Annotated in this window: 20 protein-coding genes; 14 read left to right on the top strand and 6 right to left on the bottom strand. The window is 63.4% G+C overall.

What is annotated here, in order from left to right; genetic code table 11:
* Positions 1–2: 2 nt before the first annotated feature.
* Positions 3–1055 (bottom strand): pilus assembly protein PilM, encoded by a 1053-nt coding sequence (locus THPRO_RS12335; protein WP_038090051.1) that lies wholly within the window; start codon positions 1053–1055, stop codon positions 3–5.
* Between the two features lie 169 nt (positions 1056–1224).
* Between THPRO_RS12335 and THPRO_RS12330 the strand changes: the two genes are divergently transcribed.
* Complete coding sequence (locus tag THPRO_RS12330; protein ID WP_236717312.1) at positions 1225–3786, top strand: penicillin-binding protein 1A; 2562 nt, start codon at positions 1225–1227, stop codon at positions 3784–3786.
* 106 nt (positions 3787–3892) lie between these two features.
* Positions 3893–4780 carry a hypothetical protein gene (locus THPRO_RS12325; RefSeq protein ID WP_236717311.1) on the top strand — a complete coding sequence of 296 codons (888 nt, stop codon included), beginning with the start codon at positions 3893–3895 and terminating at the stop codon, positions 4778–4780.
* Here THPRO_RS12325 and hemE read toward each other — a convergent pair.
* Positions 4777–5859, bottom strand: coding sequence for a uroporphyrinogen decarboxylase (gene hemE, locus THPRO_RS12320; RefSeq protein ID WP_038090048.1), 1083 nt, complete (start codon positions 5857–5859; stop codon positions 4777–4779). The genes THPRO_RS12325 and hemE overlap by 4 nt on opposite strands.
* 137 nt (positions 5860–5996) lie before the next feature.
* Here hemE and THPRO_RS12315 point away from each other — a divergent pair, with 137 nt between their 5' ends.
* Entirely contained in the window at positions 5997–6497 is a 501-nt protein-coding gene (locus THPRO_RS12315) for a hemerythrin domain-containing protein (RefSeq protein ID WP_052064343.1), read from the top strand.
* Between the two features lie 49 nt (positions 6498–6546).
* Here the strand turns inward: THPRO_RS12315 and THPRO_RS12310 are convergent, their stop codons facing one another.
* From THPRO_RS12310 to rpsU, 3 genes are all read right to left on the bottom strand, one after another.
* Positions 6547–7947: an FAD-dependent oxidoreductase gene (locus THPRO_RS12310; RefSeq protein ID WP_065089701.1), complete on the bottom strand. Its 1401-nt coding sequence runs from the start codon at positions 7945–7947 to the stop codon at positions 6547–6549.
* Between the two features lie 103 nt (positions 7948–8050).
* Positions 8051–8509 carry a GatB/YqeY domain-containing protein gene (locus THPRO_RS12305; RefSeq protein WP_038090047.1) on the bottom strand — a complete coding sequence of 153 codons (459 nt, stop codon included), beginning with the start codon at positions 8507–8509 and terminating at the stop codon, positions 8051–8053.
* Positions 8510–8539: 30 nt separating this feature from the next.
* Positions 8540–8755, bottom strand: coding sequence for a 30S ribosomal protein S21 (gene rpsU / locus THPRO_RS12300; protein WP_038090046.1), 216 nt, complete (start codon positions 8753–8755; stop codon positions 8540–8542).
* A gap of 100 nt (positions 8756–8855) precedes the next feature.
* Between rpsU and tsaD the strand changes: the two genes are divergently transcribed.
* Positions 8856–9887 carry a tRNA (adenosine(37)-N6)-threonylcarbamoyltransferase complex transferase subunit TsaD gene (tsaD, locus tag THPRO_RS12295; protein WP_236717310.1) on the top strand — a complete coding sequence of 344 codons (1032 nt, stop codon included), beginning with the start codon at positions 8856–8858 and terminating at the stop codon, positions 9885–9887.
* On the opposite strand, the gene plsY is transcribed toward tsaD, so the two are convergent.
* Complete coding sequence (plsY, locus tag THPRO_RS12290) at positions 9876–10487, bottom strand: glycerol-3-phosphate 1-O-acyltransferase PlsY (protein WP_038090043.1); 612 nt, start codon at positions 10485–10487, stop codon at positions 9876–9878. The genes tsaD and plsY overlap by 12 nt on opposite strands.
* A 76-nt stretch (positions 10488–10563) precedes the next feature.
* On the opposite strand from plsY, the gene THPRO_RS12285 reads away from it, so the two are divergent.
* From THPRO_RS12285 to ccoS, 10 genes are all read left to right on the top strand, one after another.
* Positions 10564–11352: an alpha/beta fold hydrolase gene (locus tag THPRO_RS12285; protein ID WP_038090039.1), complete on the top strand. Its 789-nt coding sequence runs from the start codon at positions 10564–10566 to the stop codon at positions 11350–11352.
* Entirely contained in the window at positions 11349–12239 is an 891-nt protein-coding gene (gene bioC, locus THPRO_RS12280) for a malonyl-ACP O-methyltransferase BioC (RefSeq protein ID WP_038090035.1), read from the top strand. Before THPRO_RS12285 ends, bioC begins: the two co-directional genes overlap by 4 nt.
* Before the next feature lie 147 nt (positions 12240–12386).
* Positions 12387–13889: a cytochrome-c oxidase, cbb3-type subunit I gene (gene ccoN / locus THPRO_RS12275; RefSeq protein ID WP_407922456.1), complete on the top strand. Its 1503-nt coding sequence runs from the start codon at positions 12387–12389 to the stop codon at positions 13887–13889.
* Positions 13890–13899: 10 nt separating this feature from the next.
* A complete protein-coding gene (ccoO, locus tag THPRO_RS12270; protein WP_038090030.1) occupies positions 13900–14634 on the top strand; it encodes a cytochrome-c oxidase, cbb3-type subunit II in 735 nt (244 codons plus the stop codon).
* 33 nt (positions 14635–14667) lie between these two features.
* Positions 14668–14886: a cbb3-type cytochrome oxidase subunit 3 gene (locus THPRO_RS12265; protein WP_038090026.1), complete on the top strand. Its 219-nt coding sequence runs from the start codon at positions 14668–14670 to the stop codon at positions 14884–14886.
* The gene (gene ccoP, locus THPRO_RS12260) at positions 14883–15815 is read left to right on the top strand and encodes a cytochrome-c oxidase, cbb3-type subunit III (protein ID WP_065089699.1); all 933 of its coding nucleotides are present in this window, start codon (positions 14883–14885) and stop codon (positions 15813–15815) included. Before THPRO_RS12265 ends, ccoP begins: the two co-directional genes overlap by 4 nt.
* A gap of 103 nt (positions 15816–15918) precedes the next feature.
* On the top strand, positions 15919–17325 hold the full coding sequence (gene ccoG / locus THPRO_RS12255) for a cytochrome c oxidase accessory protein CcoG (protein ID WP_038090023.1): 1407 nt from the start codon (positions 15919–15921) through the stop codon (positions 17323–17325).
* 5 nt (positions 17326–17330) lie between these two features.
* Positions 17331–18182, top strand: a complete 852-nt coding sequence (locus THPRO_RS12250; protein WP_065089698.1) for a FixH family protein — start codon at positions 17331–17333, stop codon at positions 18180–18182.
* Positions 18183–18206: 24 nt separating this feature from the next.
* The gene (locus THPRO_RS12245) at positions 18207–20699 is read left to right on the top strand and encodes a heavy metal translocating P-type ATPase (protein ID WP_052064339.1); all 2493 of its coding nucleotides are present in this window, start codon (positions 18207–18209) and stop codon (positions 20697–20699) included.
* Positions 20696–20884: a cbb3-type cytochrome oxidase assembly protein CcoS gene (gene ccoS / locus THPRO_RS12240; RefSeq protein ID WP_038090019.1), complete on the top strand. Its 189-nt coding sequence runs from the start codon at positions 20696–20698 to the stop codon at positions 20882–20884. Before THPRO_RS12245 ends, ccoS begins: the two co-directional genes overlap by 4 nt.
* The last annotated feature ends 213 nt before the right edge of the window (positions 20885–21097 follow it).

Below are 21097 nucleotides of genomic sequence, written 5' to 3'. Positions count from 1 at the left end.
GGTCAGTCGAAGCTCCTCAGGGCCAGTCCACACGCGATCATCAGCGCCGGCGCGTCGCTGCCGAGGCGTTGGGCGTTGATGCCGGAGGCGATCGACATCCGGCTGAACGGATTGGCGATGGTGGTCGGGGTGCCCAGCCGCGATTCGATGAGTTCGTCGATGCCGGCGATGGAGGCGCAGCCGCCGGCCAGCAGGATCTGATCGACCGACTGGTGTTCGCTGGCGGCGTAATAGAACTGCAGGAATCGATGCACCTGCTGCGCCATGTTGTCCTTGAAGGGCTCGAGGATTTCGGAGACGTAATTGTCCGGTAGCCCGCCTTCCTTCTTCGCGAGACCCGCTTCCTCGTAGGAAAGGCCGTAGCGACGCATGATGTCCTCGGTCAGCATCTTGCCGCCGAAGGGTTGTTCACGGGTGTAGGTGATCACGCCGTCCTCCAGCACGGAGATGCTGGTCATGGTGGCGCCAATGTCGATCACCGCGACGATGCCGCCCGATCCGTCCAGGCCGGCCGTCTGCGCGACGGCATGTTCCGTCGCATAGGATTCCACGTCGAGCACCTTGGGCTTCAGGCCGGCCAGATCGGCGGCGCCGACACGAACGTCGACGTTCTCGCTACGCGAAGCCACCAGCAGCACTTCCATCATGTCGGGGTTGCCGGGGGAGGGGCCGATCACCTCGAAGTCGAGGTTGATCTCCTCCAGCGAGTAGGGGATGTACTGATCCGCCTCGATTTCGATCTGGCCTTCCAGCTCCGATTCCTTGAGGCTGGCGGGCAGAGTGATGGTCTTGCTGATGACGGCGGATGAGGGCACGGCCAGTGCGCAGAGCTTGTTGCCGGTGCCCGCTTTCTTGACGGCGCGCCGCATGGCGTCGCCGACGGCATCGACGTCCGTCACGTTCTTCTCGGTTACGGCATTCATCGGCAAGGGTTCGACCGCGTAGGATTCCACGCGATACTCGGCGCCGTGGCGGCTCAGCTCGACAAGCTTGACCGCCGTAGAGCTGATGTCTATCCCCAGCAATGGCTTCTTCTTGGGTCTAAGGAGCGACACGCGGTTCCCCTTTTTTGCCGTTGGTTATGTTTCTTATGTATAGTTCTCGTGAGGTATTGAGTATAAGTCTATAAAAGTTATTGGTAAACATGCAAAGTGTCTTGTCGGGGGGCTTTTGCTGTCTGATAGTATGCATGCCCTATCGCTCTGGCCACCGTAGATAGGATACATGAGCGCCATGAGACTCATCGGCAGGATCGTTCGCTGGCTCCTGATATTGATTGCGGGCGGCGCCACCGTGGGCGCCCTGGCCGCCGCCTTCGCCTACCTCTACTTCGCCCCGAATCTGCCCGACGTCGCAGCACTGCGTGACGTCCAGTATCAGGTGCCGCTGAAGGTATATAGCGCAGATGGCAAGCTTGTGGCCGAGTATGGCGAGAAGCGCCGCGATCCCCTGCGTTTCGATCAGATACCGCCGACCCTGGTGCATGCCTTCCTTGCGGCCGAGGATGCAAACTTCTACGAACATCCCGGCGTCAGCATACGCGGACTCCTGCGTGCGACCTTCGAGCTTATCAAGACCGGCCAGAAGCGTCAGGGTGGCAGCACCATCACCATGCAGCTTGCACGCAACTTCTTTCTCTCCGATAAAAAGACCTATTCGCGCAAGATTCGTGAGCTGTTCCTGGCACTCAAGATCGAAAAGGCGCTGACCAAGGATCAGATACTCGAGATCTATCTCAACAAGATCTACCTGGGCAATCGCGCCTACGGCGTGGGCGCGGCGGCACACGTATATTACGGCAAGAACGTCAAGGATTTGAGCGTTGCCCAGATGGCCATGATTGCCGGCCTGCCCAAGGCGCCCTCGGCGTACAACCCCATCGCGGATCCCAGCCGCGCGCTCGAACGTCGCGGCTACGTGCTGACGCGGATGCACGATCTCGGTTTCATCGATCGGACTCAGTATCAGCAGGCCATGCAGGCGCCGATCACCGCCAGCCTGCATGGCACCGATATCGAGGCGCCGGCGCCCTACCTGGCCGAGATGGTGCGCCAGGAAATGTACAACCGGTATGGCGACCGTGCCTACACGGACGGCTTCAAGGTATACACCACAATCCTCGCCCGGGATCAGATCGATGCCGTGCATGCTCTGCGCAACGATCTGATCGCCTATACGGAGCGCCATGGCTATCGTGGCCCGGAAGCGAAGGTGAAACTGGACGCGGGCGCTTTGAAAGCGTGGCGGGCGGATTTGACGCGTATGCCGGCTGCCGGTGCTTCCGCGAGCGGTCAGGCCGTGCCTGCGTGGGACGCGATGCTGGGCCGCTACGCGCCGGTCGGCGGTTTGCCGGCTGCGCTGGTGGTGGCGTCCGGCGACAAGACCGCGCAGGTCTACCTCGACGGCGGCCAGGTGGTCACGTTGGACCTTAAGGACATGAGCTGGGCCGGCGCCTATATCAGCGTCAACCGGGTCGGCCCGGTGCCCACGCGCGTCGATGCCCTGCTCAAGCCGGGCGACGTGATCCGGGTGCGCGATGAGCAGGGACGCTGGTCGCTGGCGCAGGTGCCCAAGGTCGCAGGTGCGCTGGTCTCGCTGAATCCGCGTAACGGTGCGATCGTGGCGCTGGTGGGCGGATTCGACTACTACGCCAGCAAGTTCAACCGCGTGACCCAGGCGCTTCGTCAGCCCGGTTCGAGTTTCAAGCCCTTCGTATATTCGGCTGCCCTGCATGACGGCTATACGCCCGCAACGCTGGTGAATGACGCGCCGGTGGTGGTCAAGGACTCGGCCCTGGAGGGTGTCTGGCGCCCCGAGAACTACGAACGTAATTTCAACGGGCCTACCCGCCTCAGGCTTGGCCTCGTGCATTCGCTCAATCTGGTATCGATACGCGTACTGCAGTCGATCGGTATCGACTACGCGCTCAAATACGCCTCGCGATTCGGTTTCGATCCGGCGCGTCTGCCGCACAATCTCACACTGGCGTTGGGCAGTGCCAGCGTGACGCCATTGGAAATGGCGACGGGCTACGCCGTGTTCGCCAACGGTGGCTATCGCGTGAAGCCGTTCTACATTGAAAGGATCGTGGGCGGTGATGGCAGTGTGCTGTACCAGGCTCAGCCGGACACGGTATGTGAGCCCGATTGTCCGGCTTCCGCTGCGGCCACTGCGCCGGCTGCACCGTTGCCCGCCGACACCACCGGCCCGGCGGTCGCGACACCTTTGCCGCCGGCGGGCACGCTCGCTCACGGCGCCACGACATCGGTGCCGGCCATCAAGCCGGCCATGCGAGTGATCAGCGCCGGCAATGCCTATCAAATGACCAGCATGATGAAGGACGTGATCCGCATGGGTACAGGTCGCGCGGCGCTGCGCCTGCATCGTGCCGATCTGGCAGGCAAGACCGGTACTACCAATGATCAGGTCGATGCGTGGTTCAGCGGTTTCAATTCCGATCTGGTGACGACGGCCTGGGTTGGATTCGACGGCAATCAGCCTCTGGGGCATGCCGAGACGGGTGCGCGTGCGGCCTTGCCGATGTGGATGGGCTTCATGGGGGCGGCCCTGGCCGGCAAGCCGGAAGCCACCATGCCGCAGCCGCAGGGCATCGTCACCGTCAAGATCGATCCGAAGACGGGGCTGCTGGCGAGTCCCGGCGAGGCCGATGCGATCTTCGAGACATTCCGCGAAGGCCATCTGCCCAAGCCGGACACGCCAGCGGCGGTATCGGGCTCGGAGGCGACGCCGCAGGGCAGCCGCGGTTTGACCCAGCAGCTGTACTAGGGTCTGTTTACACGATGGAGTGGCATGCTGTTGCGACTGAAACACCACCAATCAAGTCGCGAGGAGCGTAGTTTGGTGCTGCCAAATCAGCGGCGCGCAGCGCCGGGTGGCGGTGTTTCGGCCGCACCACGCGGGACCGGGTCGCTTTTCGCATCTCGCGCAGTGGCCGCTCGCTCATGCGGCCGGACACACCGCGCGCGGCGCCTGCCAGAGCCGCGAAAAGTGGCTCCGGCAGCACGGCCACCCCGTCGTGGGAAAACAGGCCCTAAACAAGTTGTGCAAGACAGCAATCAACAGGGAGGATAACGCAGCCCGCAACCTGCAGCACCAGCACCGCGAACGTCAATCCAACGTCCTGTCTGTGGAACGGAGCGAGGGGGTGGTAATGTCTGCCAACATCGAGCGCCAGAGAATACTGGTGGCACAGGAATGCGCACGGATCATGCTGGAAGAGGGCGTGCATGATTTCGCGATGGCCAAGCACAAGGCGTCGCAACGTTTGAGGGTGGTAGGCCGTCGTCACCTGCCGAGCAACCGCGAAATCGAAGCGGCCATGCAGGATCACCGGCGATTGTTTTTCGACGAAGAGGATCGCGCGGCATTGCATGAGTTGCGCGAAAGGGCGCTGCAGGCGATGCAACTGCTTGAAGGGTTCCAGCCGCGTTTGGTGGGGGCCGCGCTAAACGGTACGGCAGGGCTGGGCTCGCGCGCCGTGCTCCATGTGTTCGCGGAGGCGGTAGAGGATGTCATCTTCGTGCTGATGGATCGGCGGATCAGCTATCGTGAGTCCGAGCGCGTGCTGCGCGAGGGCCGAATGGCGCGGGCCTACCCGGCACTGCTGCTCAGGCTAGGTGACGAAGAGGTGGAGGTGGTGGTCTTCCCCTCCGACGGTTTACGCCGCGCCCCTCCCAGCCCGGTCGATGGTCGGCCGATGCGCCGCGCCGATATGGCCGAACTCAGACGTTTGATGGCTTCCGGCGGCGTGCCCGCCTAGGCGCCGCCAACGGCCGATCGACCGGCAGTCGCGCCTGCAAGATGCACGGCGTCAACCAATGCGGCCACGTGCTCTGGATCGATGTGCGGATGTATGCCGTGCCCGAGATTGAACACGTGGCCGCTGCCGCCGCCATAGGCGGAGACAATGGCGGCGGCTTCCGCGCGAATGCGCTCTGGTCCCGCATATAGTACTGCAGGGTCCAGATTGCCCTGCAGGGCTACGCGGTCACCTACGCGGCGACGTGCATCGCCGATGTCTATGGTCCAGTCCAGCCCGAGTGCATCGCAGCCCGTGTCGGCCATCGCCTCCAGCCACTGCCCGCCACCCTTGGTGAACAGCGTTACCGGCACGCGCCGACCCTCGTGCTCGCGGATGAGTCCGTCGACGATGCGATGCATGTACTCGAGCGAAAAGTCGCGATAGGCGGCGGGCGTCAGGATGCCGCCCCAGGTATCGAATATCATCACCGCTTGCGCGCCCGCGCGGATCTGGGCGTTGAGATAGTCGGTGACGGTGTCGGCCAGCCTGGTCAGCAGACGATGCAATACCGCGGGTTGGTCGTACAGCAGGCCTTTGGTGTGGGCGAATTCGCGATTTGCACCGCCCTCCACCATATAGGTCGCCAATGTCCATGGGCTGCCCGAAAATCCGATCAGCGGGACGCGACCGTCAAGCTCGCGGCGGATCATGCGGACGGCATCCATGACGTAGGCCAGGGCTTCCTCGGGGTCCGGGCGAGGCAAAGCATCGATGTCGGCAGCGCTTCGCAGCACGCGCTCAAACCGCGGTCCTTCGCCCTCCACGAAATACAGGCCCAACCCCATCGCATCGGGCACGGTCAGGATGTCGGAGAACAGGATGGCCGCATCGAGCGGGAAGCGCGCCAGTGGCTGCAGCGTGACCTCACACGCCAGTTCTGGCGTGCGACACAATTGCATGAAGCTGCCGGCGCGTGCGCGTGTGGCCCGATACTCGGGCAGGTAGCGTCCTGCTTGGCGCATCACCCAGATCGGTGTCGTGTCGACGGGTTGCCGCAACAGGGCTCGCAACAACCGATCATTATTAAGTATTTGCATATATTATGATGCGCAGATAAAAGTATTAGGGTTGATCGGGCAATTCTAGCGGTAGCGTGCGTCTGATCCAACCGCCGCGCCTCGCCGTTCGATTGCCCATCTCTGCTGTTGTGCCATGATGGGGAGGTCAAGGAACATTGTTCGGATTCTTCAAGAAGAAAAAACAGGCCGATCAGTCCATCGAAGCGGATGACGGGGCAGCTGTCGGGATCCGCTACAGTGCCGATCTGGTCCCGCGTCTCAAGTCCGATCATCAGGAGCTGCTCGTCATCTACCGAGCCATTGAGTCGCATTTTTCACAGGGTGACCTGCCGGGGACGGTGGCGCGTCTGAGCGATTTCCGGTACCTGCTGCAGGATCATCTGCTGACCGAGAATGTGCGTTTCTATCTGTATCTCGGACAGCAGTTCGCACATGACGCGACCAATGCTGAACTGATCCGGGGTTTTCGTCAGGAGATGGACGCGATCGGGCGCGTGGTACTGCGTTTCCTGGACCGATACGAAAAACTGGCCGAGAATCCCGAGCTCGCGGACACCTTCCTGGGGGAGCTGGGACAGATCGGCGCGGTGCTCTCCAAGCGGATCAAGAAGGAAGAACAGACGCTCTACCCCTTGTACATGCCACGCTACCAGTAATCGGCCAGCGGTCAGTGATCGCGGGCGGGCCGTTGGCTGGACGCGCGCTTCAGACGCCAAGATAGTCGAGGATGCCTTGGGCGGCCTCGCGTCCTTCGAAGACGGCGGTGACCACGAGGTCGGAGCCGCGCACCATGTCGCCGCCGGCAAAAAGTTTCTTGTTGGTGGTCTGAAAGGGGTACCCGGTGCCGGTCGCGACGCGCCCGTCGGGGTGTAGTTCGACGCCGTGCTCGCCCAGCCATGCTGCCGGGCTCGGACGGAAGCCGAAGGCCACGATCACATGGTCGGCGGGAATGATTTCTTCCGAGCCAGGCACTGGGACCGGGCGCCGCCTGCCGCGCTCATCGGGCTCGCCGAGCCGCGTGGTTACGGTCTTGACGCCTTCTACGCGATCCGTGCCGACGATTTCGACTGGCTGGCGGTTGAACAGGAATTGCACGCCTTCCTCTCGGGCGTTGGCCACCTCGCGGCGCGATCCCGGCATGTTGTCTTCGTCGCGTCGGTAGGCGCAGGTGACGCTGGCCGCGCCCAGGCGTATCGCGGTGCGATTGCAGTCCATTGCGGTATCGCCGCCGCCGAGTACGACCACGCGCCGTCCCGCAAGTTCGACGAACTCGCCAGGGTCCCGCTCGAAGCCGAGTTCGCGGTTGGCATTGGCGACAAGGAAGGGCAGTGCTTCGTGCACTCCGGGCAGGCTCTCGCCCGGGAAACCGCCTTTCATGTAGGTGTAGGTGCCCATGCCAAGAAAAACCGCGTCGTACTCGTCGAGCAGTTCCTGCAGAGGCAGGTCTCGGCCTATCTCGGTGTTGAGGCGGAACTCGACGCCCATTTCCTCCAGCAGCTTCCGGCGCGTGCGCACGATTTCCTTTTCGAGCTTGAATGCAGGGATGCCGAAGGTGAGCAGGCCGCCTATCTCGGGATAGCGGTCGTATACCACCGCCTTGACGCCATTGCGCACGAGGATGTCGGCGCAGCCAAGGCCAGCGGGGCCGGCGCCGACGATGGCCACCCGCTTGTCCGTGGCGACGACCTGTGAAAGATCCGGGCGCCAGCCGGCCTTGAGGGCTTCGTCCGTGATGTAGCGCTCGATCGAGCCGATGGTGACCGCACCGAAACCGTCGTTCAGGGTGCAGGCGCCTTCGCAGAGGCGGTCTTGTGGGCAGACGCGTCCACAGACTTCGGGTAGGGAGTTGGTCTTGTGGGACATTTCCGCCGCGGCGAAGAGATTGCCCTCGGCAATCAGCTTGAGCCAGTTGGGTATGTAGTTGTGGACCGGGCACTTCCACTCGCAATAGGGGTTGCCGCAGGATAGGCAGCGCCCTGCCTGGCGCTGGGCGCTTTCGGCCTTGAATTGCCCGTATATCTCCTTGAATTCATGAATGCGGACTTCAGCCGGCTTTTTGTCCGGATCCTGTCGCTGGATTTCAAGGAATTGCATCGGGTTGGCCATGTGCGCTACCTAACTCCGTGGACCTGGTTGGGGACTCTAGATGGTGTTGTCATCCGGCGCGCGATCTCGCTGCATGCGCCGGGCCCGCGCGGCGAGGCCGGTCTCAGCCGGCCAGTCGGCTTTTGACGCGACCGCTGACGGTCGACATGTCCGCGCGCCCCTGCATCTGCGGGCGTAGGGCATTCATGACCTTGCCCATGTCGCGCAGGCTGGCTGCGCCCGCATCGGCGATGGCCGACTCGATGAGGCGATCTATCTCCGCATCATCAAGCGGAGTGGGCAGGAATTCCGCGATGATTTCGAGCTCCTGCCGTTCGCGCGCCTCAAGCTCGTGCCGCCCGGCGGCGGCGAACTGTTCGATGGACTCGCGCCGTTGCTTGCCGAGCTTGTCCAGAATGGCCAGCACGTCCTCGTCCGACAATGACTTGCGGGTATCGACCTCGACCTGCTGTATCGCGGCCAGCATAAGCCTGAGCGCGTCTCGACGCGCCTTATGTCCTTGCCGCTGGGCGGTTTTGACCGCCTCCTCGATCCGGGACTTGATGTCCGCGCCTGTGCTCATGGCCGTGCCTGTGCGCGATGATTCGTCGGATCAGTACAGGCGTGTGTGGCGAGCGGTCTCGCGCGAGATGCGCTTGGCCTGGCGCTTGACCGCGGCGGCGGCCTTGCGCTTGCGCACGGCGGTGGGCTTTTCGTAAAACTCGCGGCGTCGAACCTCGGTCAGTACGCCCGCCTTCTCGCAGGTGCGCTTGAAACGGCGCAGCGCAACCTCGAAGGGCTCATTCTCTTTCACGCGGACATTCGGCATATGAACTCACTAGCTCCTTGAAATCTGTGATAATGCGCGGTTTCGGGCATCCAAGGTTGCCGCGCCCTGACCGCGGAACCCAACATTTTATAGGTTGCATATGGCAATTGCTAGCATGGAGATGGGTTGCCGCCGCGTGCTGGGGATCGAAACCTCCTGCGACGAAACCGGCGTGGCCATTTACGATGGTGCCGAGGGTTTGGTGGCGGAGCGTCTGTATACGCAGGTGGGGCTGCATGCACGCTATGGCGGCGTGGTGCCGGAACTCGCGTCGCGCGACCATGTGCGGCGCCTGTTGCCGCTGGTGCGCGAGGTACTCGATGAGGTGGGTGCGGCGTGCCCGGACGGCGTGGCCTATACCGCGGGGCCAGGGTTGATCGGCGCCTTGCATGTGGGTGCGTCGGTGGGCCGGAGCCTGGCCTTCGGCTGGGGCGTGCCCGCGATCGGCGTGCATCACCTGGAAGGGCATCTTTTGGCGCCGATGCTGGAAGCGGATGCGCCCGATTTCCCGTTCGTTGCATTGTTGGTTTCGGGCGGGCATACGATGCTGATCGATGTGACCGACGTGGGTCGCTATGCGTTGCTGGGCGAAAGCCTGGACGATGCGGCGGGCGAGGCGTTCGACAAGACGGCGAAGTTGCTCGGCCTGTCTTATCCGGGCGGCGCGGCGCTGGCGAAATTGGCTTGCGATGGCGACCCCGCGCGCTTTCGTTTCCCGCGGCCGATGACCGATCGTCCGGGCCTGGATTTTAGTTTCAGCGGGCTCAAGACGTTCGCGCTGAACACCTTGCAGTCGATCGGCGAGGATGCGCGAGGGCGGGCGGATGTGGCGCGGGCTTTTGAGGACGCGGTGGTCGATACGCTGACCATCAAGTGCCGGCGGGCCCTGCAGCAGACCGGCCGCCGTCGTCTCGTGGTGGCGGGCGGCGTCAGCGCCAACCGTCGTTTGCGGGTGCATCTGGAGGATATGGCAAACGCGCACTCGGTCAGGGTGTATTTCCCCAGGCCGGCTTACTGTACCGACAATGGCGCGATGATCGCCTATGCCGGCTACCGGCGGCTGCGGGCTGGGGAAGTCGAAGATCTCGTCATCCGCTCACGGCCGCGCTGGCCGCTTGCCTCACTCGGTTGAATCGGCCCGCGCCTTGCCCCCGATGCGCGGCTCGGAGCCTGCTGCCAGGTTGCGGATATTGCGGCGATGGCGCCAAAAGATCAGTGCACTCATGAATGCCATGATCAGGCTGGCCGGGGTCGAATGTGCCAGCAGATACAGGTAAGCCGGCGCGCAGAGGAATGCGGTCAGCGCCGAGAGCGAGGATATCCGCGAAACGAGCGCCATGCCGAGCCAAGTGCCCGCCACAGCGGCACCGGCCAGCGGGTTCAGCCCGAAGATCGCGCCGAGGGCGGTGGCAACACCTTTGCCGCCCTTGAAGCCGAAGTAGAGCGGATAGAGGTGGCCGAGGAAGGCGGCGAACCCGACCAGTGCCGCTGTCGCCTGGCCGCGGCCCAACGCCAGCGTGAGGGCAACGGGGAGCGCGCCCTTGATGAGGTCGCCCGCAAGCGTGATGATGGCGGCCTTTTTCCCGCCGGCCCGCAGGACATTGGTGGCCCCTGGGTTGCCGGAGCCAACGCCCCTGGGGTCCGGAAGCCCCATGAGCCTGCACGTGAGAATGGCGGTGGACAGCGAGCCGAGCAGATAAGCGGCGACAATCAGCAGGACATCGTATGGCATGGGCAATCGGGTATTGTGAGTGGTCGCCGGTAGGCGGTTCGAGCGCGATCATAACCGATCCAAGGGAGTGTGGCCGTTGAGTCTTGCAAGCGTGACCCGTGGCGCGGGGCCTGATTTGGTGATGATCCCCGGCTGGGGCATGCACGCCGGCGTGTTTGCCGGGCTTGCCGATTCGCTGTCATCGCGTTTTCGCGTGACTTGCGTCGACCTTCCCGGGCATGGCAACAGCGCGGGCGTGGCATGGCCGGATGACGTGGGGTCTGTGGCCGATTTGCTGTTGGCTGCGGCACCGCCGCGCGCGGCCTGGCTGGGATGGTCTCTCGGCGGTCTGGCGGCCATCGCTGCCAGCGCACGCGAGGCTGATCGGATCGATCGGTTGGTGCTGCTCGCGGCAACCCCGCGCTTCACGGCGACTGGCGATTGGCTGTGCGCCATGTCGGCCGACGAGTTGGCGGGGTTTGCGGAGCGCTTCGAACGACATCCGGAGCGGACGCTGCAGCGGTTCCAGGCCCTTCAGTTCAGTCGCGATGTCGATTCCGGGCGAGGTCTGCGCCGTCTGCGCGCGCTGCTCGGCGATGGCGAGATCGCGGTGCCGGCACTTGCGGCGGCGCTGCGGGTGTTGCTTGAGGCGGATATGCGTGCGGCGCTTGCCGCTTGCGGGCGACCCGTCTGCGCCCTGCTCGGCGGCGACGATCCGTTGATTCCGGCTTGCGTGTCGTCTGCGCTGTCGCAACTCTTGCCGCGTATCCGTATCGAGCGTATCGAGGGTGCCGGCCACGCGCCTTTCATTACCCATGAGGAGGTGGTCGCCGCGACGATCGCCGATATGCTGCAGGAGCCGGCAGCGCCGGAGCGTGAAGAATGAGCGAGGATCGACAGCACGAATTGGATCGACGTGCCGTGCGGGCGCATTTCGAGCGCGCGGCGAACACCTACGACGGCGCCGCCGTGCTGCAGGCCGAAGTGGCGTACCGCTTGCTCGAACGTCTCGACATCGTGCGTTTGTCGCCGCGGCGGATGCTTGATCTCGGTGCGGGCACGGGTTTCGTCAGCGCCGATCTGTTGCGGCGCTACCCCAGAGGCGACGTGATCGCGCTCGATATGGCCCTGGGCATGCTGCGGCAGACCGGTTCGCGAGGACGCTGGCGCCGGCGCGCCGCCCTGGTGGCCGCCGATGCGGAGCGCCTGCCGTTTGCCGCCGAAGCCTTCGATCTGGTCTGTTCGAGTCTGATGCTGCAATGGTGTCAGCCGCCCGACCGCGCTCTGCAGGAAATGGCGCGGGTCGTGGCGCCAGAGGGGATGCTCATGTTCGCGACCCTGGGGCCGGATACCCTGCGTGAGCTCAGGGAGAGCTGGGCCCGTGTCGACGGTGGTCGGCACGTGAGCGTTTTCATGGATATGCACGATATCGGCGACGCCATGCTGCGAGCCGGGCTGCGCGATCCTGTGGTCGATGTTGAAACGATCACGCTGACCTACGAAAGCGCGACCGCGCTGCTGCGCGATCTCAAATCGATCGGTGCCACCAATGCGGCGACCGGGCGGGCGCCGGGTCTCGGCGGGCGCGGCGCGTTGGCCGGGATGATGCAGGCATACGAGGGCTATCGGCGCGCGGACGGTTTGCTGCCGGCCACGTATGAGGTGATTTACGGCCACGCCTGGGCGGGACGGCCGCAATCGATCGCGCCGCAGTCGCCCGGAGAGGTGCGGATCCCGCTGGCGGGACTGATGGCGAGCCGCCGCCGCGACTGAGTCGCGTGGCCAGAAAAGCCCCGCCAGGGCTTGAGACAGTGGTTATGCTTATTTAGTTCCAACCAGTGTGGATTTTTTGTATCCTGAGCAGTAGAGTAGTTTCAAATAAAACCATAAAACTGCTGATAAAGTTGCGGGGGGGAGGAGCTGATGGCAGTCACCAGCGTGGCAGGGGCTGATCCGTCTGCGGTCGGCATGCGGGTCGCGGCGCACGAACAATACAATTTCGACATCGTCAAGAAGTTCGCCTTTATGGCCTTGCTGTGGGCGGTGGTCGGGATGAGCGCCGGCGTCTGGATAGCGGGCGAACTGGCCTATCCGCATCTGAACCTGAGTCTTGCGGAAATCGCCTTCGGACGTCTGCGTCCGGTTCATACCAGCAGCGTGCTGTTCGGCTTTGCCGCCAATGCGCTCTTCGCCACGTCCTATTATGTGGTTCAGCGGACCTGCCAGACGCGTCTGTACAGCGATACGCTCGCCAATTTCACCTTCTGGGGCTGGAACATCACCATTGCCCTCGGCGTGATTTCCTATCTGTTCGGGTATACCCAGTCTCGTGAGTACGCCGAATTCGAATGGCCCTTCGATATCGCAATCGCTGTCGTGTGGGTGGTGTACGGGTGGGTTTTCCTGCAGACGCTGCGTCGGCGTTCACAGCCGCACATCTATGTCGCCAACTGGTTCTACATGGCATTCATCATCACCGTGGCGCTGTTACACATCTTCAATAATCTCGCGGTCCCCGTCTGCCCCACCTGCTTCAAGTCCTACTCGCTCTTCTCCGGAGTTCAGGACGCCATGACCCAGTGGTGGTACGGGCACAATATGGTCGGCTTCCTGCTGACGGCAGCCTTTCTGGGCATGATGTATTACTTCGTGCCCAAGCAGGCCGGCCGGCCGGTCTATTCCTACCGGTTGTCGATCGTGCACTTCTGGGCGCTGATATTCCTCTACATGTGGGTCGGCGCTCACCACCTCCACTGGACCGCGTTGCCGGACTGGACCTCCACGCTGGCGGCAACCTTTTCGATCCTGCTGCTGATGCCTTCCTGGGGCGGCATGATCAACGGCATCATGACGCTGTCGGGCGCCTGGGAGAAGCTGCGCACCGACCCGATCATGTTGTTCCTGATAACTGGACTGTCGTTTTACGGCATGTCCACCTTCGAGGGCCCGATGATGGCGCTCAAGAGCGTCAACGCCCTGTCCCATTACACCGACTGGACCATCGGTCACGTGCACTCCGGCGCATTGGGCTGGGTGGCCATGATCACCTTCGGTTCCTTCTACAATATGGTGCCGACGCTCTGGAATACGCGGCTTTACAGTCAGCGGCTGGTGTATATCCACTTCTTCCTGGCGACCATCGGCATCGTGCTTTACATCGTGGCGATGTGGGTGGCGGGCATCGGCCAGGGCCTCATGTGGCGGGCCTACGATCAATACGGCAATCTCGCCTACACCTTCGTTCAGTCCGTCGAGTTCCTCCACCAGCCCTACGTTACGCGCTGGATTGGCGGAGCCTTTTTCCTGAGCGGCGTTCTCGTGATGGTCTACAACCTGGGCATGACCATTGCTCAGGCCAAGCGCGAGGCGCGTCACGGCGGTTCGACGCAACCGGCGGGCGATGCCGGCCTGGCCAAGGTTTGAGGGCACGATCATGAAACATGAAAGCATCGAAACCAATGCCGGTCTGCTGGTGATCCTGACCCTGGTGGTCGTAGCCATCGGTGGTTTGGTCGAGATCGTGCCCCTGTTCTACCTTAAGGGGACCGTCGAGCCGGTGCAGGGTGTGCATCCCTATACCCCGCTCGAACTGCGCGGGCGCGACATCTACCAACGTGAAGGCTGTTTCTACTGCCATTCCCAGATGGTGCGTCCCTTCCGTAACGAGGCGCTGCGCTACGGGCATTACTCCCTTGCCGCGGAGTCCGAATACGATCATCCGTTTCTCTGGGGTTCCAAGCGTACCGGCCCCGATTTGGCGCGTGTGGGCGGCAAGTATTCCAATGCCTGGATGGTGCAGCATCTGATCGCGCCACGTTCGGTGGTGCCGGAGTCGATCATGCCCAATTACCCCTGGCTGTTGAGCAACGATCTTGATTACGCGCACATCGCGGCGCGCATGCGCGCCTTGCGCGATGTCGGCGTGCCCTATTCGGAGACCAAGGCCGAATACGATGCCAACGTCAAGCGTTTTGGCGCCAGAATGGCGGATATGCTCGACATCAATCGCGCGCAGGCGAATCTGATCCAGCAGGCCCAGCAGGGCGACTATGATGGCGTGCCGTCGCGATTGACCGAGATGGACGCCCTGGTAGCGTATCTGCAGGTGCTGGGGACCGAGGTGAACTTCAATCGCTATGGCGAGGGTTATTTCGTCAAATTCCGCTAGCCGTGGCTAGCGGGTTGTGGATGCGGAGGGGATGTGACTGATTTCTGGCAATGGCTGGTCGAGCTTGCGAGCCACAAGGCAACGCTGCTCGGATTGCTGTTCCCGCTCTTCATCGGCATCGTGATTTACGCCTATACCAATAAGCGCCGAACCGCGCGCCTGGAATCCTACCGGTACATGCCCTTCGAGGACGAGCCGGCATCTGGTGCAGACGGCAAGGACAAGCAGCAGGGCAGGGGGGACGGAGCATGAGTGATCCTAAGGGCAGGGGCGACGAGGGCGAAGTCGAGACCACAGGCCATGTCTGGGACGGTGATCTTCAGGAGTACAACAATCCTTTGCCCGGCTGGTGGATATGGGCTTTCTACGGCACCGTGGTATTTGCCGTCGTGTACTGGTTTTTGTATCCGGCATGGCCGATTGGCAAGACCTTCACCAAAGGCTTCGAGACCGTCACCTACACCCAGGCGGACGGCAAGCAGACGACGGTGCCCTGGAGCACGCGGGCCGAATTCGTACATGACATGCAATCCGGGCCGGAAGCGGTGAAGCAGAAAGTTTGGCTGGACAAGGCGTCCCAAGCCACGATGCAGCAGCTGGAAACCGATCCCCAACTGCTCGATTTCACGATGAAAATCGGCAAACGACTATTCGGCGACAACTGTGCGGCCTGCCATGGCGCGGGTGGGCAGGGCGTGCTCGGCCACTACCCTAACCTGACCGACGATGCCTGGTTGTGGGGCGGCAGCCTGGCCGCCATACGAGAGACCATCATGCGCGGTCATCATGGTTTCATGCCGGCATTCAAGGGCAGCTTCACGCAGACCGAAGTGACCGATCTGGCTGAATTCGTGCTGAGCTTGTCTGGCACGCCCGGTGGTAACGAGGCCGCGATCCAGCGGGGGGCGCAGTTGTTCCGCAGCGATCAAAGCGGTTGTTTCTACTGCCACACCAAGGCCGGCACGGGCAATCGTGTTGTCGGTTCGGCTAACCTTGCCGACAAGGTGTGGACGATCGCGAATGTGCCCGGAGCCAGCAGTTATACCGCCAAGGTCGCGGCAGTCGCCTCCGTGATCGACAATGGCGTGCAGCGGCAGATGCCGGCTTGGGATCATCGCCTCAGTCAGACCGAGATCAAGTTGCTTGCGGTGTATGTCCATGCGCTTGGGGGTGGCCAGTAACGCGGTACGCGTCGCCGCGCTCCGTGCCGTGCCGGACTCGCGCGTGCCGACCCTCGCGAGCCGGGTGGTGGCTTGCCGCGGGCGATGACCAGACGGGTGCGATATGAATGACCATGCCACCCAACCTTACCAGAGCCGCATCGCAATCTACCCCCGTACGGTAAAGGGGCGGTTTCGCGGCATCAAATATGCCATTCTCATATTGGCCTATGGGGTGTTTTTTCTGTTGCCGTGGCTGCGCTGGACGCGCGTCGCCGGGCCGCACCAGGCAGTACTGTTCGATCTGCCCGAGCGACATTTTTATCTGTTCGATCTGGTGGTATTCCCCCAGAACATCTTCTGGCTGGCGATCCTGCTCGTCATAGCGGCCCTGCTGTTGTTTTTCGTGACCGGGGTTGCCGGCAGGGTCTGGTGCGGCTACTTCTGCTTTCAAACGCTCTGGACCGATGTCTACCTGCTGATTGAACGATGGATACAGGGCGAACGGCCCGCACGTATGCGGCTGCGCGAACACGGCTGGACGGGCGAGCGGGTGTTGAAACTCGGCCTGACACACGCGCTGTGGCTGGCCGTGGCCTTCTGGACTGGGTTGACCTTCACCCTTTACTGGGCGGACGCGCCCGGGTTGGCGCTGTCGTTTTTCCAGCTGCAGGCGCCCTTTGCAGCATATGCGACCACGTTCCTGCTGATGGCGACCACCTATATATTCGCCGGTTTGGCGCGCGAGCAGGTTTGTACCTACATGTGCCCCTACGCGCGATTCCAGAGCGTGATGTTCGACCGTGACACCTTGATCGTGAGTTACGACCGGTCTCGCGGAGAAGGCGAGGGTGGACGTCGCAAGGTGACGCGGGAGCTGAAGTCGCGCGAGGCACGTCAGGCGGCCGGTCATGGCGACTGCATCGATTGTGGGTATTGCGTACAGGTCTGCCCCACCGGCATCGATATCCGCAATGGACTGCAGGTGGAATGCATACACTGCGCCCTGTGCGTGGATGCCTGCAACGGCATCATGCGCAACCTGGGATGGCCATCGGGCTTGATACGATACACCTCCGAGCGCGCGCTCGCAGGCGGACGTACCCGCTTTCTCAAGCTCAAGACCGTGGGCTACGGACTGGCGCTGACCGCAGCGGTGGTGCTGTTGATCGGTAGCGTGGCGACGCGCGCCGCCTTCGACGCGAGTGTGCAGCAGACGCGTCAGCCGCTGACGGTGACACTGTCGGACGGCAGCATCCAGAACGGCTATGCCATCGTCGTCAACAACACGTCCACGCAACGTCTGACCCTGCGCGTCGGTATTCAGGGACTCGCAGGGGCACGGCTGGAGGTTCAGCCCGGCGCGGAAATGATCCTGGCGCCGGAGGCCAGCCGCACCGTTTATGTCAAACTGCGGTATGCGGCGAAGGCGAGCGATCCCAAGCGGATACCCTTCAGTTTCCGGCTGACGCCCGAGGGGCGTGGCGCACCCGCGGCGCTATTGTTGCCGACGCAGTTCTACACGAGGTAGGGCGCATGGACGATCAAGTCTTGACTCATGATCTGGTGAGTACGCTGGCCATCGGCGTGGGACTCGCATTTGCCGCCTACGTGCTGCTCTATCGTCTCACCCGGCTGCGCGGCAAGCAGGTGGGCTTGATCGTCGCGGTGCTCGTCCTGCTCGCCTACACGCCCTTTGCGATCCTCTATTGGCAGGGTCTCGACGTACTGGCGATCCATCTCGCGCTATACCTGTTGACCCCCTACGGTCTGAGCATCATCACCACGCACTGGGAGGGGCACCGTGAGCTGCATATGGGCAAGCGTTGGTTCAACTGGGCGCCGGCCACCATCGTGATCTTTCTCGGAATCGTGGCGTTTGTGGACGCCGTGATCATCAATTTCGCGGAAAACGGCGTTTCGCCGAACACCGCCGCCTGGTTGCTGCCGTCCGCCGGCAAGGATGTGGCGGTCAGATCGGATTTCCCCGGTACGGTGCCGCATGATTACCAGGACAAGGCCGAGGATTACGCGAGGTATCTGGCGGCCCGCGAGGCGCAGAAACAGCTTGGTTGGACGTTGCGCAAGGGATTCCTGGAGGTTCCCGTGGCCGGGCGCGAGGAGGTCTTTCAGGTCAAGGTCAGCGACCGCGAGGGCCGGCCGGTGTCAGCCGCACGTATCGGCGGGCGTTTCATGCGCCCCTCAAACGAGGATGACGATCGTGCCTTCACCATGCATGAAGTCGAACCCGGCCTTTACCAGGCCAGCGTTTCCCTGCCCTATCCCGGCAGTTGGGAACTGTTGCTCGACATCCGGCGCGGACCGGATGTGTACGAGTCGCACGGCCTGACCGTCGTCGAGCCTGCGACCGCCGCACAAGGCGGCTGATGCCGCGTCCTCGCCGGAGCTTCGATGAACGCCAGGCCACAGGATATCAGCCACCCGCCTGCCGGACATGGCGAGCCGACGTGCTACCACTGCGGTCTGCCGGTTCCGCACGGCAGTGATTATCGGACCGTCGTGCTTGGCGAAAGGCGCGAGATGTGCTGTCCGGGTTGCGCCGCGGTCGCCAGCGCGATCGTCGAAGGTGGGCTGGAGGATTATTACCGCTATCGCACGGCCAGGCCGGAAGGGCAGCGCGATCTGGTGCCGGAGGCGTTGTCGGAACTGGCGCTCTACGACCGGCCGGAGGTTCAGCGGAGCTTCGTGCGCGGCCAGGGCGAGCAGCGCGAAGCGGCACTGATTCTGGAGGGCATCGTCTGTGCCGCCTGCGCCTGGCTCAGCGAGCGGCACGTCAAGGAATTGCCCGGCGTGGTCGATTTCAACGTCAACTACACCACGCACCGCGCGCGGCTGCGCTGGGATGAGAGCCGTACCAAGCTGAGCGACGTGCTGGCGGCGATCGCAGCCATCGGTTATCGCGCACACCCTTTCGATCCCAGCCGTCAGGCGGACATGTACCAGCTCGAGCGCGCACGCATGCTCAAGCAGATTGCCGTGGCGGGTATCGGCATGATGCAGGTGATGATGGTGGCCATCGGCTTGTACGCCGGCGATCATGGCGGCATGACGGCCGACACGCGCAGCCTGCTGCGCTGGATCAGCTTCGCCTTCGCCACGCCGGTGGTCTTCTATGCCTCACGCGGTTTCTTCGCCGCAGCCTGGCGCGATCTGCGCCGTCGCACTCTGGGCATGGACGTTCCGGTCGCGCTGGCCGTCTCCGCCGCATACGCCGCCAGCACCTGGGCCACCCTCTCGGGGACCGGCGAGGTGTACTTCGATTCGGTCACCATGTTCGTGTTTTTCCTGCTGGTCGGGCGATTTCTGGAAATGCTCGCGCGACATCGCGCCGGACAGACAGCTGAAGCGCTGGTCCGTCTCAAGCCGGCCATGGCGCGCCGACTGGATGCGGAGGGAGGCGAAGAACGCATCGCCGCCTCGGAGCTATGCGTGGGTGATCGCGTGCGCGTGCGTGCCGGCGAATCCATACCTGCCGACGGCCGGGTGATCGAGGGCACCAGCAGCGTCGACGAATCGCTGCTGACCGGCGAGCACATGCCTCATCGGCGTGTGTCGGGCGATATCGTGTTGGGCGGCGCGATCAATGTGGAGAGTCCGATCACGGTCAGCGTGACCGCCGTGGGTCCCGACAGTACGCTCTCCGCGATCCTGCGCCTGCTTGACCGGGCGCTATCCGAAAAGCCGCGTTTGGCCGTGATGGCCGACCACGTGGCGGGCGGATTCGTGGCCGGCCTGCTGCTGACGGCGATTTTGGTCTTCGCCTTTTGGTACGGGCACGATCCGGAGCGGGCGTTCTGGGTGACACTGTCGGTACTGGTCGTCACCTGTCCGTGTGCGCTCTCGCTGGCGATGCCGGCCGCGCTGACGGCCGCGACGGGCACCATGAGCCGGCTGGGCCTGCTGGCCGCGCGCGGGCATGTACTGGAAGCGCTGTCGAAAACCAGTGACGTTGTGTTCGACAAGACCGGCACGTTGACATATGGCCGGCCCGAACTGGTGGTCGTTGACGTGGCCGAGGGTGAGGACGTCGAGCGTTGCCTGCAGTGGGCGGCCGCGCTCGAACGAGATTCCGGTCATCCCGTCGCGCAGGCCTTCAAGGCCTATGTGACCACGACGATGACGGTCGAGGGCCTGGCGGCTGAACCCGGCTTCGGCGTGGCCGGGGTGATCGAAGGCAGACGCATGCGCATAGGACGTCCCGCATGGGTGGCGGGTGAGGAAACGGGCGTCTTGCCGCTGGCCAGCGACGCGGACGGAGAGGGAGACATGATCGTCTGGCTGGCCGACGAAGTCCGGGTGCTGGCCGCGTTCCGCCTGCGCGACCGCCTGCGCCCCGGCGTGGCTGCCGCAGTCACGGCCCTGCGGGCACGGGGGATCAAGGTGCATGTGTACAGTGGAGACAATCAGCCTGCGGTTGCCGAGGTGGCGGGGCGTATCGGAATCGACGACGCAATCGGCGACCTTGCGCCGGCTGGCAAACTCGATGCGCTGCGGCGCTTGCAGACCGGCGGTGCGACCGTTGCCATGATCGGCGATGGCATCAATGACGCGCCGGTGCTGGCGGGTGCCGATGTTTCGATCGCATTGTCGGCGGGCGCGCAGCTGGCGCATGCCAGCGCCGACATGGTGTTGCTGAGCGATCGTCTGGAGCGTCTGCCTCAGGCGGTCGACGTAGCCCGGCGCTGTCAGCGCATCGTGAGACAGAATCTGGCCTGGGCGGTGGGCTACAATCTGTTTGCGGTGCCGTTGGCTGCGGCTGGATGGATTGCACCGTGGATGGCGGCGATCGGCATGTCGGCAAGCTCGCTGGTGGTGGTCATGAACGCGCTGCGACTGCGCGATCTGCCGGGGGATCACGGGCGCGGGCGGGAGGAAGCGGTATGACAATACTCTATCTGTTGCTGCCGATCGCCGTACTGTTGGCCATTATCGCCATCGCCGCGTTTCTCTGGACGGTCAGGAGCGGGCAGTACGACGACCTGGAAGGTCCGCCGCAACGCATGTTGATGGACGACGACGACCCGCGGATGCCGGGCAATGCGGCGCGCCGCGGCAAGCCGCGCGCGTGAAACCAAGGGCGGCAATCGACCGCAGAGCGAGATAATCGAAAAACGGGGGGGAGTATGAACAAACAGAACATACCGCTGGTGATCATCGTGGCGCTGATCGCGCTGAGCTGGGCAAGTTTTCTGTCCGTATTGTTCGCCTATTGGCTGTAGGCGGTCGTTAGTGCGGCACATCCATAGGCAAAACGCCCGCCAAGCGGCGGGCGTCGTTCTCTC

The organism is Acidihalobacter prosperus, assembly GCF_000754095.2.
Taxonomy (GTDB): domain Bacteria; phylum Pseudomonadota; class Gammaproteobacteria; order DSM-5130; family Acidihalobacteraceae; genus Acidihalobacter; species Acidihalobacter prosperus.
Note: the sequence above shows the minus strand (reverse complement) of the source record. Positions and strands in the feature narration are given on the sequence as shown.